We start from the raw sequence: 14,146 nt of genomic DNA, 5'->3' as shown, positions 1-14,146 counted from the left end.
AACCGCTCCGGGCAAGACGCGGCCTCGCTATGGTGCGGGCCATGGCAATCAGCGAATCGCGCGAAGTCGTCATCGAAGCCAGCCCGGAGGAGGTCCTGGACGTCATCGCCGATCTCGAGTCGCTGCCCGAGTGGTCCTCGGCGCACCAGAGCGCAGAGGTGATAGCGACGGGAGAAGACGGGAGGCCGACCGTGGCAAGGATGAAAGTCAAGGTCGCCGGTATCACCGACGAGCAGGTGGTGGCCTACACCTGGGGCGACAACACCGTGAGCTGGACGCTGGTCAGCGCCACCCGACAGCGTTCTCAGGACGCCGCCTACACCGTGACGCCCGAGGGCCAGGGCACCCGGGTGAGGTTCGATATCACCGTGGAGCCCTTGGTGCCGCTGCCCGGCTTCCTGCTCAAACGCGCCGTCAACGCCGTGATGGACACCGCGACCGCGGGCCTGCGTACGCGGGTCCTGGGCAGGAAAAGCAATCCCTAGGATCCCCTGGGGCGGCTGGTGGGGGGCGGTGGCGGCGTGAAGCCGCCCCGGCCGCGACGCCATTTGGGCGAAAGCGCATTTGACGGGCCCTCCGGCTCGCGGTCGCCGGCCGTGGCGGCAGCGGGTGTACGGGCTCCGCGAGACAGTGTCCGAGAAACTGTCCGAGGAATTGCCATGGACCCGCCGCCTCGAGGCGGCACCGCGGCCGGCGCCAACGGCAGGGTCAGTCGGAATTGTGCTCCGGTGGCCCGCGGAAGGCACTCCAGTGCACCGTGGTGCGCTCGAGCCAGCGCCCGCGCGATCGGCAGGCCGAGGCCGGCACCACCGGAATCGCGGCCCCGGGAGCCGTCGAGCCGGACCAGCCGGTCGAACACCCGCTCGCGGTCGGCGGGCGGAATACCGGGACCGGAGTCGGTGATCAGCACCTCGGCGTTGTGGTTGCGAACGGCGGTGCACACCGTGATTGCGCCGCCGGACGGGGTGTATCGGCGGGCGTTGTCCAGCACGTTGGACAGGATCTGCGAGACCCGGCTGGGGTCGGCGTAGATGGGCAACCGGTTACCGTCCCCGACGAGCCGCACGGTCAAGGCCGGGGCGAGCATGGCGGCTCGGTCCACTTCGGCCGCCACGATGTCCAACAGGTCAACCTCTTCGTCGGGCTGCACAATGCCCGCATCGATGCTGGCGATGTCGAGCATGTCAGACACCAGCCTGGCGGCTCGGCGGGCCTCGCGGTCCAGCAGCGCGGTGTAGCGGCGTCGTCGGGCGGTCGTCGCGTCGTCGGCGTCACCGGTTGCCTCGGTGGTGGCGGTCAGTTGCTGCACCACCGCCTGGATGCCGGCCACCGGGCTGCGCAGCTCATGCGCCGCGTCGGAGAGGAACTGGCGGGTCTTTGCCTCGGCTTGTTGAGCGTTCTCGGCGGCCCGGCGGGCGTTGATCTCGGCGTCCTCCAGGGCGTCGAGCATGTTGTCGAAGGCGGCGGCCGCGTGACCGAGTTCTGTTGTGGGCCGGTCCGGGTGAAGACGGCGCCCCCGGTCACCGTTGGTGATCCTTTCCGCTGTCGCGGTGATCCGCCGCAACGGCGCCAGCGCGCGCCCAACAGCGAGCCTGACCAGCAGCGTGACCACCACCAGCGCGGCGGTGCCGCCGACGAGCAAGTCGCGGCGCAACTCGGCCTGGCGGGCATGGATTCCGGTTGTGTTTGCCACCATGGTGAGTTTCGAGCCGTCCCGCAGAACGCGGGTCACCGTCTTGCTGGTGCGCTCACCCCGCGACGGTGGGGGCGGCGGCCCCACCCGCGGCAAGGGCGGTGACGAGACGGGCACCAGCGTGCGGTCACCGTAGCGGGTGCCGTCGCGACCGATCACCTGGACGCGAATCTGGTGGCCTTGCAATTGGGTGACCAGTTCGGCCGGCCCGACTCCGGCCTTCACCAGGTTGGCGGCGCGAACGATGTTGTCGCTCAGCCGGGCCTCCAGGTCGCGGTTGAGCTGCACGCCAACCACGTGGTCGATCGCCGCACCAAGCACGATCAGCAAGGTCGCGATCACACCGACCGTGGCGACCGTCACCCGTCGCCGCAGCGACGGAGTGGGTGTCGTCGCCGCGGTCATCGCTGACCTGCCGATAGCTGATAGCCAAGTCCCCGCACCGTGTGCAGTATCCGTGACCCGCGGGCCTCCAGCTTGCGCCGCAGCGCGCTGATGTAGACCTCGACGAGGTTGGTGTCATAGGCGTCGTATCCCCACACCGCCGTTAGGATCTGGTCCTTGCTCACCGTCCGGCCGCGCTGTTCAACGAGGTAACTGAGCAGCTTAAACTCGGTGGCGGTGAGATCCAGTACCACACCGGCACGGCTCACCACACCAGCCTCCACGTCTAAGACCAGGTCACCGACCTGCATGGCGGACGGCACTCGTCCTCGTCGGCGCAACACAGCGCCCACCCGGGAGATCAACTCGGCCACGTCGAACGGTTTGATCACATAGTCATCCGCGCCGGAGTCTAGCCCACGCACGCGATCCGGGAGCGCGTCTTTGGCGGTCAGCAAGACGATGCCGACGTCACCGTAGCCGCGCACCACGTCGATGAGGGCGAAACCGTCGCGGCCGGGCAGCATCACGTCAAGTACCACCAGGTCGGGGCGAAACGCGGCCAGCACGTCCTCCAGCCCCCGCCCGTCCGCCCGTCCGCCGCTGATGTAGCCGGCATCGGCAAGCGCCTCCACCACCATCTCGCGGATGGCGCCGTAGTCCTCCACCACCAGCACTCGGGGCGGGCGTATGTCCGGGTTCGGCCGATGCCGGGCGCCATGCACACCGCCTATTGTGCCGCCACCTTCCTGACGGGAGCCGCCACTTTCCTGAAGGGAGTCTGAGCAAAACGCCTCGTATCGCAGCTCTTTCAGCTCCGCTTCAGCCTCACCTCGCAGCGTTGGCGTCGAGCTCGCGACAACACCCCAGCGTCGGGGCCGCCACCACGTCCGACACCGCGAGTCTGACCCGGAGACAAGGAGGAACGCACGTGACATTCCTGACCATACAGCCGGAAATGCTGGCCGCCGCGGCCGGCAATTTGGAGGACATCGGCTCGGTGATCGCCACCGCCAACGCGGCTGCGGCACCACCCACCATCGACCTGGCGCCCGCCGCCGCCGACGAGGTCTCGGCGCTGACCGCGGCGCAGTTCGCCACGCACGCCGGCGTCTACCAGGCGGTCAGCGCCCAGGCAGCGGCGATTCATCAGCAGCTCGTGGCGGTCTTGGCGGCCAGTTCCCGGTCGTATGCCGCCACGGAGGCCGCCAACGCGATCGCGGCCGCCTAAAGACCGGCCGCCTAAAGACCGGGAGCCTAAAGACCGAGAGGAGTGTGGCGATGGATTTCGGTATGCTGCCGCCCGAGATCAATTCTGCCCGCATGTATGCCGGCGCGGGTGCGGGTCCGCTTTTGGCCGCCGCGGCCGCCTGGGAGGGGCTGGCCGCCGAGCTGCACTCCGCGGCGGCGTCGTATAGCGCGGTGATCGCGGGGCTGACCGCGGACTCGTGGCTGGGTCCGGCGTCGGTGTCGATGGCCGCCGCGGCCGCGCCCTACGCGGGATGGATGAGCACCACCGCCGCCCAGGCCGAGCAGACCGCCGTGCAGGCGCGCGCGGCGGCGGCCGCCTATGAGGCGGCGTTTGCGATGACGGTGCCGCCGCCGGTGATTGCGGCCAACCGCAGTTTGTTGATGTCGCTGATTGCGACGAATTTCCTCGGGCAAAACACCGCGGCGATCGCGGCCACCGAAGCCCAGTACGGCGAGATGTGGGCGCAGGATGCCGCGGCCATGTACGGCTACGCTGCGGCGTCGGCGGCCGCCTCGGCGGTGACGCCTTTTACGCCACCCCACCAGGCCACCAACCCGGCCGCACTGAGCGCCCAGGATGCGGCGGTCGCCCAGGCCACCGGAACATCGGCCACTGTGGGCACGCAGATGACGGTGTCTCAGGCGATGACGGCGACCCAGGCGATGTCGGCTTCCCAGGCGATGTCGGCGGTGCCACAGACGCTGCAGGGACTCTCCTCGCCCCTGTCAACGACGTCGTCCACGTCGTCTACGTCCTCGATGTCGTCCGATTCATCGCTTTCATCGCTTACGTCACCAATGAGCAGCCTGAAGTCCGCCATGTTCCCCATGTCGGAGCTATCGATGATGCCGATGCGGGGGATGTCGATGGCTAACATGTTCAAGTCTCTGCTGTCGACGACTGGCGCCGCCAAGGGGATTGCGCCGGTGGGATCGGCCCTGACGGGCGGGATGGGTTCAGGGGCAGACGCGTTGGGGTCCGTTAGCCCGGCAAGCCTGGGAATCGGCGGCAGTGGTGGAGCGGTGTCTGCGGGTTTAGGCCGGGCGACCTCGGTCGGCGCCCTCTCGGTGCCGCAGGCCTGGGGGGCGGCGGGTCGTGCGATCAACCCGGTGGCCGCCGAATTATCGCCCACCGGTCTCGGTATTGCCCCCTGGGTGGAGGCTGCCGCATCGCCCATGGCCCCGGTCAGGACGCTGGGCGGGCAGGGCATGCTGGGCAGCCTGAATCAGCTGCCCGAACAGCTCCATCGCGTGCTGGCGAGTTTGGCCGGACCCGGTGTGGGCGGTATTGCTCCGCGATACGGGTTCCGCCCCGAAGTGATCGCCCGCCCGCCGGCCGCCGGGTAGTCGAAGGGGGCCCATTCAGACTTCGCATTGACCGGTTGGGGCGCGCCACGCCCGCCGGGATGCCGGTGCTGACGACGGTGAGCACATAAGGCTTACCCAGGAAGGAGAGAGTCAAATGCCGACGCGTTTTATGACCGATCCGCATCAGATGCGGGCGATGGCGGGGCGTTTTGATGTGCACGCCCAAACGGTGGAGGACGAGGCCCGCAGGATGTGGGCGTCTAGCCAAAACATCGCCGGGGCGGGCTGGAGCGGGGCCGCGCAGGCCACCTCCTATGACACCATGGCCCAGATGCATCAGGCGTTTCGCAACATCGTGAACATGTTGCACGGGGTGCGTGACGGGCTGATCCGTGACGCCAACAACTATGAGGCCCAAGAGCAGGCCTCCCAGCACCTGCTGAGCAGCTAGCGGAGCCAAGACCTCTACACGACTTTCAGGAGAACACCATGACGATTAACTACCAGTTCGGGGATGTGGACGCCCACGGGGCCACGATTCGCGCCCAGGCGATGGCGCTGGCGGCCGAGCATCAGGCCATTGTTCGTGATGTGCTGGCCGCCGGGGACTTTTGGGGTGGGGCGGGCTCGACGGCCTGCCAGCAGTTCATCACCGAGTTGGGCCGCAACTTTCAGGTGATCTACGAGCAGGCCAACGCCCATGGCGCCAAGGTGCAAACCGCCGGCGCCAACATGGCCGACACCGACGCCGCCGTCGGCTCCAGCTGGGCCTGACCGCGATCCCCCGGCAGCTCCCGTCAGCCGGAGGAGATGGCTAATCCGTTACGCAGCAGGGCAAGGCGCCTGATACCCTCCTCGAGGGTATCGTCACGCTTGCAAAACGTGAAGCGCACCAGGTGATTCCACACATCGGCATGCTGGGACGCTGGATCGCAAAACGCTGACATCGGGATTGCCGCTACACCAATCTTTTCCGGTAGCATCCAGCAGAATGCCGTGCTGTCGTGGTAGCCCAGAGGCCGTGGGTCGGCGCACAGAAAATACGTGCCGAAGCTGTCGTGCACACCAAAGCCGATGTCGCTCAACGCGGCCGCCAGCCGATCGCGCCTGCCCTGCAGCAGGGTCCGTAGCGTGGCCACCCAGGCATCCTCGGTGTTCAGCGCCAACGCCACCGCGGGCTGGAACGGCGCGCCGCCGACGTAGCTCAGGTACTGTTTGGCCGCCCGCACTGCGGCGATGAGCTGCGCTGGCCCGCAGGCCCAGCCGATCTTCCATCCGGTGCAGTTGAACATCTTGGACGCACTGGAGATGGTGATGGTGCGTTCGGCCATGCCGGGGTAGGTGGCCAGCGGAATGTGACGATGCCCCGCGGGGGACGGGTAGACCAGCTGCTCGTACACCTCGTCGGTGATCACAACCAGATCGCCGGCCGTCGCAATCTCGGCGATCGCCGCCAGCTCCGCCGGGCCGAGCACCGTGCCGGTCGGGTTGTGCGGCGAGTTGACGATCACCGCACGGGCTCGGGGTGTCAGCGCGCGCCGCAGCGCGTCGGTGTCGAGGGCGAAGCCCCGGCCGTCGGGCACCAGCGGCACCGACACCCGGTCGGCGCCCGCCATCGCCACCACCGGCGAGTACGAGTCGTAGAACGGCTCGATCAGCAGCACCTGCGAGCCCGGCTCGACCACGCCGAGCACCGCGGCCGCGATGGCTTCGGTGGCCCCGACGGTCACCAGCACCTCGGTGTCCGGGTCGTACTCGACACCGAAATGCCGTTTGCGCTGGGCGGCGATCGCCTGGCGCAGCGGCGCGATGCCCATGCCGGGCGGGTACTGGTTGGCGCCCGCGGCGATGGCGTCTTGTGCGGCCTTCAGCATCGCCGGCGGTCCGTCCTCGTCGGGAAAGCCCTGTCCGAGATTCACCGCGCCGAGGCGCGCCGCCAGGGCCGACATCTCGGCGAACACCGTGGTCGCGTACGGCTGCAATCGCGAAACCGTCATGATCATCGAGCGTAAAGCGTTTGGGCCCTCGAACGCGCCGCGGTGCGCACCCGGCGCCCGGTGTCCCGGGCAGCCCGTTTCGGGCCGCAACCAAGCTCCCAACCAACAGGTTGATCGGGGATGCTGTTAGGGTGGCGATACGAAATACCGCACTCCGAAGAGGAGCCCGTCATGTCCGAGGAAGCCTTCATCTACGAAGCCATCCGCACCCCGCGCGGCAAGCAGAAAAACGGGTCGCTGCATGAGGTCAAGCCGCTGAGCCTGGTGGTCGGCCTGATCGACGAGATACGCAGACGCTTTCCCGATCTCGATGAGGGCCTGATCAGCGACGTCATCCTCGGTGTGGTGTCGCCGGTCGGTGATCAGGGCGGTGACATCGCCCGCGCGGCCGTGCTGGCCGCCGGACTGCCCGACACCACCGGCGGTGTGCAGCTCAATCGGTTCTGCGCATCGGGTTTGGAGGCCGTGAACATCGCTGCGCAGAAGGTGCGCTCTGGGTGGGACGACCTGGTGCTGGCCGGCGGCGTCGAGTCGATGAGCCGGGTGCCGATGGGCTCCGACGGCGGCGCGATGGCGCTGGATCCGGCCACCAACTATGACATCGGGTTTGTGCCGCAGGGCATCAGCGCCGACCTGATCGCCACCCTCGAGGGTTTCTCCCGCGAGGACGTCGACGCCTATGCGCTGCGCTCTCAGCAGCGGGCGGCCGCGGCCTGGTCGGGCGGCTATTTCGCCAAATCCGTGGTCCCGGTGCGCGACCAAAACGGCCTGGTCATCCTCGACCACGACGAGCACATGCGGCCCGACACCACGATGGAAGGCCTGGCCCAGCTGAAGCCCGCCTTCGACACCATCGGCGCCATGGGCGGTTTCGATGATGTCGCGCTGCAGAAGTACCACTGGGTGGAGAAGATCAACCACGTGCACACCGGCGGCAACAGCTCCGGGATCGTCGACGGCGCGGCCCTGGTGCTGGTTGGTTCCGAGGCCGCCGGCACGTCACAGGGCCTGACACCGCGCGCGCGTATCGTCGCCACCGCGACCAGCGGAGCCGAGCCGACGATCATGCTGACCGGTCCGCAACCGGCCACCCGCAAGGTGCTCGACCGGGCCGGCCTGACGCTGGATGACATCGACCTGATCGAGCTCAACGAGGCGTTCGCCTCGGTGGTGTTGAAGTACCAGAAAGACCTGGGCGTCCCCGACGAGAAGCTCAACGTCAACGGCGGGGCGATCGCGATGGGCCACCCGCTGGGGGCCACCGGCGCGATGATCCTGGGCACCATGGTCGACGAGCTCGAGCGCCGCAACGCCCGGCGTGCCCTGGTCACACTGTGCATCGGCGGCGGCATGGGGGTCGCCACCATCATCGAACGAGTCTAGGAAACACCGGCGCAGTTCCCGCATTGCTTTGCATTGCCGCCGCCAGTATCGGATAGCCTCGCGAAAGGGAAGCTGAAAGCCAATGCCCGACAACACTATTCAGTGGGACAAAGATGCCGACGGGATCGTCACGCTGACCATGGACGACCCGTCCGGGTCGGCCAACGTGATGAACGAGGCCTACATCGAGTCGATGGGCAAAGCCGTCGATCGCCTTGTCGCCGAAAAGGATGCGATCACCGGCGTGGTGATCACCAGCGCGAAGAAGTCGTTCTTCGCCGGCGGTGACCTCACCACCATGGTGCGGGCCAGACCGGAAGACGCCGGGCAGTTCTTCGACACCGTGGAGACGGTCAAGAAGCAGCTACGCACGCTCGAGACCTTCGGGAAACCGGTGGTGGCGGCCATCAACGGCGCTGCGCTCGGCGGCGGACTGGAGATCGCGCTGGCATGTCATCACCGCATTGCCGCCGACGTCAAGGGCAGCCGGATCGGCTTGCCGGAGGTGACGTTGGGCCTACTCCCCGGCGGCGGGGGTGTCACCCGCGCGGTGCGGATGTTCGGCATCCAGAACGCCGTTGTCAACGTGCTCGCCAGCGGCACCCGGTTCACGCCGGCCGAGGCCAAGGACATGGGGTTGGTCGACGAGGTATTGCCCACCGTCGGCGAACTGGTGCCCGCCGCCAAGGCGTGGATCAAAGCCCATCCCGATGACCACGTGCAGCCATGGGACAAGCCGGGCTACAAGATACCCGGCGGCACACCCAGCTCACCATCGCTGGCGGCTATCCTGCCGTCGTTCCCGGCGAACCTGCGCAAGCAACTCAAGGGGGCACCGATGCCCGCGCCACGCGCCATCCTGGCCGCCGCGGTCGAGGGCGCGCAGGTCGACTTCGACACCGCCACCCGCATCGAAAGCCGCTATTTCGCCCAGCTGGTCACCGGCCAGGTCGCCAAGAACATGATCCAGGCGTTCTTCTTTGACCTGCAGCACATCAACTCCGGGGGCTCGCGGCCATCCGGCTACGAAAAGACCACGTTTAAGAAGGTCGCGGTGCTCGGCGCCGGAATGATGGGCGCCGCCATCGCCTACGTGTGCGCCAAGGCCGGTCTCGAGGTGATCCTCAAAGACGTCAGCCTGGAAGCCGCGCAGCGGGGCAAGGGATACTCGGAAAAGCTGGAAGCCAAGGCGCTTTCGAAGGGCAAGACCACCCAGGAGAAATCCGGCGCGCTCCTCGCTCGCATCCACCCAACCGCCGACGTCGCCGACGCCACCGGCGCCGACCTGGTAATCGAAGCGGTATTCGAGTCGGTGGAGCTCAAGCACAAGGTGTTCGCCGAAATCGAGCCGGTGGTGGCACCCGATGCGGTGCTGGGCACCAATACCTCCACGCTTCCGATCACCGAGCTGGCCACCGGGGTCAAACGGGCCGGGGACTTCATCGGCCTACACTTTTTCTCCCCCGCGGACAAGATGCCGCTGCTGGAGATCATCAAGGGGCAGAAGACCTCTGATGCCACACTGGCGAAGGCGATCGACCTGGCGTCACAGATCGGCAAGACCCCGATCGTGGTCAACGACAGCCGCGGTTTTTACACCTCACGGGTGATCGGCACGTTTCTCAACGAGGCGATCGCGATGCTCGGCGAAGGGGTGGAGCCGGCCAGCATCGAACACGCCGGGGGACAAGCCGGCTACCCGGCGCCGCCGCTGCAGCTCTCCGACGAGCTCAACCTGGAGCTGATGGCCAAGATCGCCAAGGCCACCCGCGAGGGTGTCGAGGCCGCGGGGGGAACCTACACCCCACATCCGGCGGAAGCCGTCATCGCTACAATGCTCGAGCTCGGGCGGCCCGGCAAGCTCAAGGGCGCGGGCTTCTACGACTATGCCGACGGCAAGCGGATTCGACTGTGGCCCGGCCTGCGGGAGACGTTCAGCTCGGGTTCATCGAAGCCGCCGCTACAAGACCTGATCGATCGGATGCTCTTCATCGAGGCACTGGAAACCCAGAAGTGCCTCGATGAGGGCGTGCTGACCTCCACCGCCGACGCCAATATCGGATCGATCATGGGGATCGGGTTCCCGCCCTGGACCGGCGGCACCGCCCAGTACATCGTCGGCTACCCTGGGGGCCGGGAAGGGTTCGTCGCGCGGGCTCGCGAGCTGGCGGCCAAATACGGCGACCGCTTTTTGCCGCCGGAGTCGCTGACTTCTTAGCGCGCGAAGACCCAAAAGCCCCGCAACAGCGAGGTTTGGGGGTTTCGCGTCCGCTAGCGCGCTACCCGTTGCGCCGCAGCAGATACGCGCGCGCCTGAAATCGCGCCGCAAATCGCGCCGCAAACCCGTTTCCGTTTGCCCGCCGCGGTTCATCGGTCGCCGACAGCAGCGCCCATGCGGGCGTGAACCGGCGCTCGATCTCGGGTTGCTCGACTCCCGCCGGTCCGAAGCGGCCGCTGGGTTTGAAGGCGACCATGACCAGCCGTGCGTCGGGGGCGGCGGCCGCGGTGATCTGCTGAACGTAAAGATCGCGATCGGCGGCACTCATGCCGTGGAAGCAACCGTTGTCCACGATCAACCGGAAGCCTCCGTCGATGCCGGCCCGACTCAAATGGGTGACGTCGGCGCGAACAAAGTTGACTTCCACGCCGGCGGCGCGGGCCTTGGCGCGCGCCTTGTCGAGCGCCTTTGGCGTGAAGTCAACCCCGGTGACTTGCCAGCCGTGTTGGGCGAGATAGATCGACGCGTCTCCGGTGCCGCATCCGACATCAAGCGCCGACCCCGACGGCAGCGCATCGGCTCCCTCGATGAGCTCCCGCAGCGTCGCGGATTGCGGATGACCGTCCCAGGGAGTAAACCCGAGCCCGTAGAAGATCCGAAACAGTGTCTGTCGAGAGGCCATAACATCACGGTATTCCCCGGCCGCCGTTGATTACAGCGTGCCAGGTCGGCTCGTCTCGACGCGCTGCTCATCGGTGCCGGACGTGGCGCGGCCGCGGGAATGCCGCCTGGTCGGCCGCCGACACCTGGACGCAGAGATGGCAATGCCGAACACGCGCGGAGCCACCTGCCGACAATTGCCCGACGCACCCTGCGAGGAGTTGCGCACGACCTCGGCGCCGGCCGCGCTAGACCGATGGCACCGCTCGGCGACCGGGTCACTGCCCGCCTAAAGTGGCCCCGTCCAGAGTGGGCAGCCTACACGTCCAGAGTGGGCAGCCTACAGTAGCAAGCTATGCGTTTCGGACTGTACATCCCGCAAGGCTGGCGATTGGATCTGGTCGGCATCGAGCCCGAAAAGCACTGGGCGGTGATGCGCAATCTGGCCAACTATGCCGACGCCGGCGCGTGGGACTCGCTGTGGGTGTATGACCACTTTCACACGGTGCCGATGCCGACCGGGCAGGCAACGCATGAAGCGTGGTCGCTGATGGCGGCGTATGCGGCGACCACATCGCGGATCAAGCTGGGCCAGATGTGCACGGCGATGAGCTACCGCAACCCCGTCTACCTGGCCAAGGTGGCCGCCACCGCCGACATCATCTCCGGCGGCCGAATCCAAATGGGCATCGGCGGGGGCTGGTACGAGCACGAGTGGCGGGCATACGGCTACGGTTTCCCGCCGGCGCGGGTGCGCCTGGAGCGGCTGGACGAGGGTGTGCAGATCATGCGCGACGCCTGGCGCGACGGCACAGTCAGCTTCACCGGTAAGCATTATCAAGTCGCCGGTGCGATTGTGCAGCCGAGACCACTGCAGGACCAGGGAATTCCTCTATGGATCGCCGGCGGTGGAGAAAAGCGGACCCTACGCATCGCGGCGAAATACGCGCAGTACACCAACTTCTCCTGCGAGCCAGAGGATTTCGCCCGCAAGTCCAGTATCCTCGCAGCACACTGCCGCGATGTCGGCACCGACTTCGATGCGATTGTCCGCTCGGCCAACTTCAACGTTGTCATCGGTTCGTCGGAGGCTGACGTTCAATCGCGTCTGCGGCGGATACGTGACCGGATGGCCTCCTATATTCCTGCGGCTGCGGCAGATTCGGTGGTGGCCGGCGTCAGCGGGTCGCAGTCGGCGACGGGCACGCCGGCGCAGGTGATCGAGCGGCTGCGGCGCATGCGCGATCTCGGGTGCGACTATGCGATCTGTTACTTCCCCGAGGCCGCCTATGACCGCTTCGGCATCGAGTTGTTCGAACGAGAGGTGATTGCCGAGTTGAGCTAGCCCAGCAGGCGGCTAGTGATACTCTCCCGGGGAATGGGCTCTTGCCCGGTTTTACGCCGGCCGCCGCGTCTCGCGGGTGTGCCTCGCGTGGCCCGATCCGGCCAGCCGGCAGGACGACCTAGGGTGAGCAGACGCAAAAGCCGCCGGAAACGCGCCTTTCGGGGGCTTTTGCGGCTGCTCGCCACGATCTAAATCGCAGGTCCTAGCAGGTCGTCAGCGTCACGAATGATATAGCCGTAGCCCTGCTCGGCGAGGAACCGCTGGCGGTGCGCCGCGTACTCGGCATCCTGGCTGTCGCGGGCGACCACAGAATAGAAGATGGCGCCGCCGCCGTTGGCCTTTGGCCGCAGCAGCCGGCCCAGTCGTTGGGCCTCCTCTTGACGCGAGCCGAATGTTCCCGAAACTTGCACCGCCACGGAGGCTTCGGGTAAGTCGATGGCGAAGTTCGCCACCTTGGACACCACCAGCGTGGACAATTCGCCACGGCGAAAAGCCTCAAACAGCGCCTCGCGCTCGGCGGTTTTGGTGGCACCCTGAATCACGGGGGCGCCCAGCACCGCGCCCAATTCATCGAGCTGGTCGAGGTATGCCCCGATCACCAGTCGCTGATCGTCGGGATGTTTCTCCAGAATCGCCTTGACCACCGCGATTTTGGTATGCGCTGTCGAGCACACCCGGTAGCGTTCCTCTGGTTCGGCGGTGGCATACATCATCCGCTCGCTGTCGGTCATCGTCACGCGCACTTCGACGCATTCCGCCGGCGCGATCCACCCCTGGGCCTCGATGTCTTTCCAGGGCGCGTCATAGCGTTTGGGTCCGATGAGCGAGAACACGTCACCCTCGCGACCGTCCTCGCGGATCAGTGTCGCTGTCAGCCCGAGCCGGCGCCGCGACTGAAGATCGGCGGTCAGCCGGAACACCGGCGCCGGAAGCAGATGCACCTCGTCGTAGATGATCAGTCCCCAATCGCGACTGTCGAACAGCTCCAGGTGGCGGTACTCGCCCTTTCTGGAACGCCGGGTCATCATCTGATAGGTGGAGATGGTGACGGGCCGGATTTCCTTGCGCTCGCCGGAGTATTCTCCGATTTCGCCCTCCGTTAGCGATGTGCGCCTGACAAGTTCGCGTTTCCACTGCCGCGCGGCAACGGTGTTGGTGACCAAGATCAACGTCGTCGCGCTGGCCTTTGCCATCGCCGCCGCTCCGACGAGTGTCTTGCCGGCGCCGCACGGCAGCACCACCACCCCGGAGCCGCCCGACCAGAACGACTCGGCCGCCATCTGCTGGTAGTCGCGCAGGTGCCAGCCGTCTTGCCGCAGGCTGATCGGGTGCGCCTCACCATCGACATAACCGGCGAGATCTTCAGCAGGCCATCCTATTTTGAGCAGCATCTGCTTGACACGGCCACGCTCGCTGGGGTGCACGACCACGGTGTTGTCGTCGATGCGTGTGCCGAGCATCGGTGCGATCTTCTTGTTGCGCAAGACTTCTTCGAGCACCGGGCGATCGAGGCTGACCAGCGTTAGGCCGTGCGCGGGATTCTTGACCAGCTGCAGCCGGCCGTAGCGGGCCATGGTGTCGACGATGTCGACCAGCAGCGGCTGCGGTACCGCGTAGCGCGAGTAGCTGACCAGCGCGTCGACAACCTGCTCGGCGTCGTGCCCGGCGGCACGGGCATTCCACAAGGCCAGCGGGGTGATGCGGTAGGTGTGCACATGCTCGGGCGCGCGTTCCAACTCGGCGAACGGCGCGATGGCGGCTCGCGCGTCACCGGCCAACTCGTGGTCCACCTCGAGCAGCACGGTCTTATCGGACTGCACGATCAGCGGGCCGTCGCTCATCCGCGCCGCTCTTCCCCGCGCGCGGGAGATGCCCCCGCCTCATCGCTGCGCTGTGTGTCCATAAAG

Annotated in this window: 13 protein-coding genes; 8 read left to right on the top strand and 5 right to left on the bottom strand. The window is 66.9% G+C overall.

The window, feature by feature from the left end:
- Window positions 1-41 precede the first annotated feature (41 nt).
- Window positions 42-485: an SRPBCC family protein gene (locus tag MSM1_RS03645; protein WP_213440211.1), complete on the top strand. Its 444-nt coding sequence runs from the start codon at window positions 42-44 to the stop codon at window positions 483-485.
- Here the strand turns inward: MSM1_RS03645 and MSM1_RS03640 are convergent.
- Together MSM1_RS03640 and MSM1_RS03635 are read right to left on the bottom strand one after the other, a co-directional pair.
- Window positions 482-2,098 carry a HAMP domain-containing sensor histidine kinase gene (locus MSM1_RS03640; RefSeq protein WP_213440210.1) on the bottom strand — a complete coding sequence of 539 codons (1,617 nt, stop codon included), beginning with the start codon at window positions 2,096-2,098 and terminating at the stop codon, window positions 482-484. The two genes, MSM1_RS03645 and MSM1_RS03640, sit on opposite strands and share 4 nt — an antisense overlap.
- Complete coding sequence (locus MSM1_RS03635) at window positions 2,095-2,811, bottom strand: response regulator transcription factor (protein ID WP_307857333.1); 717 nt, start codon at window positions 2,809-2,811, stop codon at window positions 2,095-2,097. Before MSM1_RS03635 ends, MSM1_RS03640 begins: the two co-directional genes overlap by 4 nt.
- 197 nt (window positions 2,812-3,008) lie before the next feature.
- Here MSM1_RS03635 and MSM1_RS03630 point away from each other — a divergent pair, with 197 nt between their 5' ends.
- The 4 genes from MSM1_RS03630 to MSM1_RS03615 all read left to right on the top strand — a co-directional run bounded on the left by MSM1_RS03630 (window position 3,009) and on the right by MSM1_RS03615 (window position 5,410).
- Window positions 3,009-3,308: a PE family protein gene (locus tag MSM1_RS03630; RefSeq protein WP_213440208.1), complete on the top strand. Its 300-nt coding sequence runs from the start codon at window positions 3,009-3,011 to the stop codon at window positions 3,306-3,308.
- 50 nt (window positions 3,309-3,358) lie between these two features.
- The gene (locus MSM1_RS03625; RefSeq protein WP_213440207.1) at window positions 3,359-4,675 is read left to right on the top strand and encodes a PPE family protein; all 1,317 of its coding nucleotides are present in this window, start codon (window positions 3,359-3,361) and stop codon (window positions 4,673-4,675) included.
- Window positions 4,676-4,790: 115 nt separating this feature from the next.
- Window positions 4,791-5,087: a WXG100 family type VII secretion target gene (locus tag MSM1_RS03620; protein ID WP_213440206.1), complete on the top strand. Its 297-nt coding sequence runs from the start codon at window positions 4,791-4,793 to the stop codon at window positions 5,085-5,087.
- 38 nt (window positions 5,088-5,125) lie between these two features.
- Window positions 5,126-5,410, top strand: coding sequence for a WXG100 family type VII secretion target (locus MSM1_RS03615; RefSeq protein WP_213440205.1), 285 nt, complete (start codon window positions 5,126-5,128; stop codon window positions 5,408-5,410).
- 23 nt (window positions 5,411-5,433) lie between these two features.
- Here MSM1_RS03615 and MSM1_RS03610 read toward each other — a convergent pair whose 3' ends face one another.
- Window positions 5,434-6,633 carry a pyridoxal phosphate-dependent aminotransferase gene (locus MSM1_RS03610; RefSeq protein WP_213440204.1) on the bottom strand — a complete coding sequence of 400 codons (1,200 nt, stop codon included), beginning with the start codon at window positions 6,631-6,633 and terminating at the stop codon, window positions 5,434-5,436.
- A 171-nt stretch (window positions 6,634-6,804) separates the two neighbouring features.
- Between MSM1_RS03610 and MSM1_RS03605 the strand changes: the two genes are divergently transcribed.
- On the top strand, window positions 6,805-8,016 hold the full coding sequence (locus MSM1_RS03605) for an acetyl-CoA C-acetyltransferase (RefSeq protein ID WP_213440203.1): 1,212 nt from the start codon (window positions 6,805-6,807) through the stop codon (window positions 8,014-8,016).
- A gap of 82 nt (window positions 8,017-8,098) precedes the next feature.
- On the top strand, window positions 8,099-10,234 hold the full coding sequence (locus tag MSM1_RS03600; RefSeq protein ID WP_213440202.1) for a 3-hydroxyacyl-CoA dehydrogenase NAD-binding domain-containing protein: 2,136 nt from the start codon (window positions 8,099-8,101) through the stop codon (window positions 10,232-10,234).
- Window positions 10,235-10,295: 61 nt separating this feature from the next.
- Here MSM1_RS03600 and MSM1_RS03595 read toward each other — a convergent pair whose 3' ends face one another.
- The gene (locus MSM1_RS03595) at window positions 10,296-10,916 is read right to left on the bottom strand and encodes a class I SAM-dependent methyltransferase (protein WP_213440201.1); all 621 of its coding nucleotides are present in this window, start codon (window positions 10,914-10,916) and stop codon (window positions 10,296-10,298) included.
- 333 nt (window positions 10,917-11,249) lie between these two features.
- Here MSM1_RS03595 and MSM1_RS03590 point away from each other — a divergent pair, with 333 nt between their 5' ends.
- Window positions 11,250-12,239, top strand: a complete 990-nt coding sequence (locus MSM1_RS03590; protein WP_213440200.1) for an LLM class F420-dependent oxidoreductase — start codon at window positions 11,250-11,252, stop codon at window positions 12,237-12,239.
- 188 nt (window positions 12,240-12,427) lie between these two features.
- Here MSM1_RS03590 and MSM1_RS03585 read toward each other — a convergent pair whose 3' ends face one another.
- On the bottom strand, window positions 12,428-14,080 hold the full coding sequence (locus MSM1_RS03585; RefSeq protein WP_213440199.1) for a DNA repair helicase XPB: 1,653 nt from the start codon (window positions 14,078-14,080) through the stop codon (window positions 12,428-12,430).
- Between the last annotated feature and the right edge of the window lie 66 nt (window positions 14,081-14,146).

Source organism: Mycobacterium sp. SM1, from assembly GCF_018361265.1.
GTDB lineage: Bacteria > Actinomycetota > Actinomycetes > Mycobacteriales > Mycobacteriaceae > Mycobacterium.
Note: the sequence above shows the minus strand (reverse complement) of the source record. Positions and strands in the feature narration are given on the sequence as shown.